Source organism: Oleiphilus sp. HI0128 (genome assembly GCF_001635365.1).
Genome location: NZ_LWGG01000780.1, coordinates 1 through 3532, shown reverse-complemented (window position 1 = coordinate 3532; position 3532 = coordinate 1). Strand labels below are relative to the sequence as shown.

5 protein-coding genes are annotated in these 3532 nt (G+C 43.7%); all 5 read right to left on the bottom strand.

The window, feature by feature from the left end:
• Positions 1–268: hypothetical protein (locus A3763_RS11105; RefSeq protein ID WP_197482886.1), on the bottom strand; the 268-nt coding region annotated here is incomplete at its 3' end.
• Between the two features lie 160 nt (positions 269–428).
• Complete coding sequence (locus A3763_RS11100) at positions 429–866, bottom strand: hypothetical protein (RefSeq protein ID WP_068553596.1); 438 nt, start codon at positions 864–866, stop codon at positions 429–431.
• 85 nt (positions 867–951) lie between these two features.
• Positions 952–1533, bottom strand: a complete 582-nt coding sequence (locus tag A3763_RS11095; protein WP_068509149.1) for a hypothetical protein — start codon at positions 1531–1533, stop codon at positions 952–954.
• A gap of 411 nt (positions 1534–1944) precedes the next feature.
• Positions 1945–2106 (bottom strand): rubredoxin, encoded by a 162-nt coding sequence (locus A3763_RS11090; protein ID WP_068509148.1) that lies wholly within the window; start codon positions 2104–2106, stop codon positions 1945–1947.
• A 22-nt stretch (positions 2107–2128) separates the two neighbouring features.
• Complete coding sequence (locus A3763_RS11085) at positions 2129–3334, bottom strand: alkane 1-monooxygenase (protein ID WP_068514162.1); 1206 nt, start codon at positions 3332–3334, stop codon at positions 2129–2131.
• Positions 3335–3532: the final 198 nt, after the last annotated feature.

Below are 3532 nucleotides of genomic sequence, written 5' to 3'. Positions count from 1 at the left end.
GCAAGGTGGGTTGCGCTGATAAGCTTTCAACTGAGTGGCTGATACGTATGCAGGCAATATATTGTCTGCTGCTATTCTCTTGAAGGAGCAGGTGTGTCGAGTTGTGGTCATATTGGTCAATGACCTGCTCAACATGAGTGAGTCCGTCAAAGTCTTCTTTGCTCTGTTTAAAACGTATTTGATAAGCTATACGTTTTTGTTCTTCACTGTAAGCACAGACAAAGTTGAACTGTGCGATGAAGTTATCTACCAGCTGAAGTGATTGCATTGCTCTACCTACGATTACAGTAAGGGGCGATAGATATAGCTTAAGAAAACGCTATGACTTTGTAATCAAGTCTCCGATAAACGGTCAGTTTTAAGGCTGAGTAGTCGCCAGAACGAAAATAATGAGAAGTGCATCAAATACGCGCTAAACAATATTAAGCCTACAAGGAAGTTAGTTTTTCCTTAATCGTAAATTTATGGGGAGAGTCTATCAGCTCGACAATGTGGTCAGCGAGCACGTTTGCTTTAACTGGTAGGGTGAGCCAGCCCGCCAGAATTTGTAGGTGTTTTTCATTCTTATCGCTTGGCAGGGAGTGAGGGTAGTGAGCACTCACGCCCAGACAAATCGCATTGGCTTGCAAGGGCGATTCAATAAACTTATTTAGCAGTCCGCTTTCGGCAACGCTTCCTTTTCCGTCAGGCTCAAGATTGATAATAATTGCATCGAACTTCCTATTTTGAAGATATTCTTGGGCTATTTGGGCTGAGGTCGTGGTAAAAACCAAATAGCCCCGTTGTTCCATTTCGTCGACCATGCCGTGAAATATATCGATACCGTAAGTACCGATGATAAGAATCTCTTTCGCTTTTTCCTGCATAATTTCTACCTTAGAAATATCGGAGTCAAAATACTAGCTGGCCCGAATTATTAAAAACCGGACCAAGCTAGTATAGCAAAAATAGTTAAGAATTCATTTTATAGCTGTCTTTCTTCGCATAGGCAAAGTCGTTCAGAACTTTTTCAAAGCGCCTCGAATAAGCCTTTGGCTTGCTTAGCATCAGCTGACAGAAAACTTGCTGAACCTTTGTGTTGCTAGTTTTAGAGTAAAGTTGAAGTGCATATTTTGAGAAGTCTCTGACCATAAAATCAAATATTTGATCAATTAGGTCATCGTCAATTTCATTCAGATCCCAGCTTTCTAAAATCAACTGGCCGTAAGCGACCAAGGTAAATAACTCACCGACAATGAGTAAAAAGTCGATGTCCTTAATTTGCATCTTATTTGGGCGGGCCAGCATGAGCATTTTTTTGAAGATGGCTATCTGCTTTTTGAAAATATTGACGTTGGGCAAGTCGCATTTATCATACGCCAAGTGATAGTCGTGGAAGCGAGTTTTTCCGAGCCCTTTTGGGGTGAGTAGTTTGGCAAAAATCTGTTCCTTCTTGTTGAATTCAAGAAACTCAGTGTACCAGCGTCGACTCTCATAATTGGCTTTGGTTTTCGCGAGCCCTAGCCCTTCAAAGAAGTCGATAGTCTTTAGCATGATGTCGCGCGTTTCTTTGTCAGGTTATTCTTGAGCAAACTTCTTTGGGTTGAGTAGGTGCATAGTGAATTGTCCTTTGCGATTGCTGTGCGAAATATTTGCAAGCCTAGATTAGAGCGCATTGAAAGCGAAATAAAGGTAAGGAAAAGGGCCTAAACAAATTCTAGTTCACGGATCGTCAAAACCAGTAAACAGTTGTGTGGTGGTGCTGCAGTCGTTTGCTTAGTGTATGTGCCAGCTTGATAAACGTGATAGTTGTTCTGGGCATCGCGTGGGTGAATTAATGGGAACGAGTGTGAGCTCCGGGTTCGCTCTAAAATAAAATTATTTATGCTGCCAAGCTGATATAGATCAAGCTTGGCCTTTTGTAGAAATACCCGGGCATTGCTCTGTCCGGGTAAGTTGATTGCTTTATAGGGCGATGAAGTCTGGTTTTTCTCTGACAAAGCACTCAGGGCAGGGAAAGTCTTCAGGAACCTCTTCCCACTTAGTGCCAGCGGGGTAGCCTTCGTGCTCGGCACCTTTAGCTTCATCATATATATAGCCGCAGTCAGGGCATTGAAATTGACTCATGGTCTAAACCTCCTTATGTCTCTTAAGCTGCTTCGGCTGTTTCGCTGACTTTATCACTCACAGGTGGCTGGTGATATTTGTTGTAGACCAGTTCTTTGGAGTCTGGGTCTATATTGACTTTGTCCATATCATTACCAGCCCAATCTATGACTTTTTTGTCCATGATTGAAAACCAGAGTGGTGGGATCATGGCAACCAAAAACATAAGCGGGTAGCCAGAAGGTAGAGAGGGGACGTCGTCGTAATCACGAAGAACTTGATATGGGCGTGTAGGGTGCGCATGATGGTCTGAATGTCGCTGAAGGTGTAATAAAACCAGGTTGGATGCTTTGTGATTACTATTCCAGGAGTGATGAGGTTGGCAGCGCTCATAGCGGCCGTTTTCTTTTTTCAAACGAAGTAATCCATAGTGTTCTACATAATTGGCGCATGTCAGCTGCCACCAACCATAAGCGGCCGAGATTAATAGGAAGGGGATCATAACCGGGCCAAAAAAGGCAAGCATCAGGGTATAGGCTGAAATGGTGAGCGCTGCTGGTTGCAGAATCTCGTTATCCCAAGACCATTCTGATTTTCCTAAACGGTGCAAGCGGTTTGCTTCGAGCCCCCAGGCTCGTCGAAACGCACCAGGAATCTCTCTTTTTACAAACTTGTAAATATTCTCTCCAAAGCGTGAAGATGCTGGATCTTCTGGTGTTGCAACATCCTTGTGGTGTCCTTTATTGTGTTCGATAAAAAAGTGGCCGTAACCACTGGTAGCCAGCATGACTTTCGCAGCGGCAACTTGCTTTCTATCTTTCACTTTATGCCCCATTTCATGACCTGCAACCAAACCTAAGCCGTTGAGAATACCCGCACTGAGTGCAGCGCCGAGTATATTGATCCAGGACCAGTTATATTGAGATACAACAAAGGCGATACCAACGAGAGAAACCCAGTGCAAGGCGGTCGCAATATACATAATATTGACATAATAGCTTTGGTCTTTGAGCTGTGAAACGAGTTCGTCGTCTGGATTAGCGCGGTCTTCACCAAATACGTGATCAGCTAGAGGTAGCATGCCGTAAAGAAAAACCACAGTAAACCAAAGCCAAAGGCCATAACCGGTTTCAACGGCAGCATAAGCGGAGGCTAAAGGAATCATTGGCGTAAGGATAGAGAGTAAGTACCAGTAGCGTTTGCTACGGATCCATGCGCCAGTTTGCTGAGGGTAAACGGTAGTGTTCATAATACGCTCTCTTGTTTTTCTTATAGGGTTTAATCTAGGTGCGTGGGCACTTTTGATGAAAACCATTCTACGAGAGCGTGACTAGCGCAAACAGGTTATTTGGGCTCAACTAGTAGTCATTTTGATTCAATAAAGACTAGATCTTGGCTTATAAGGACTGTTTGTGAGCTTGTCTGAATTGCGATGGTGAGCTATCGA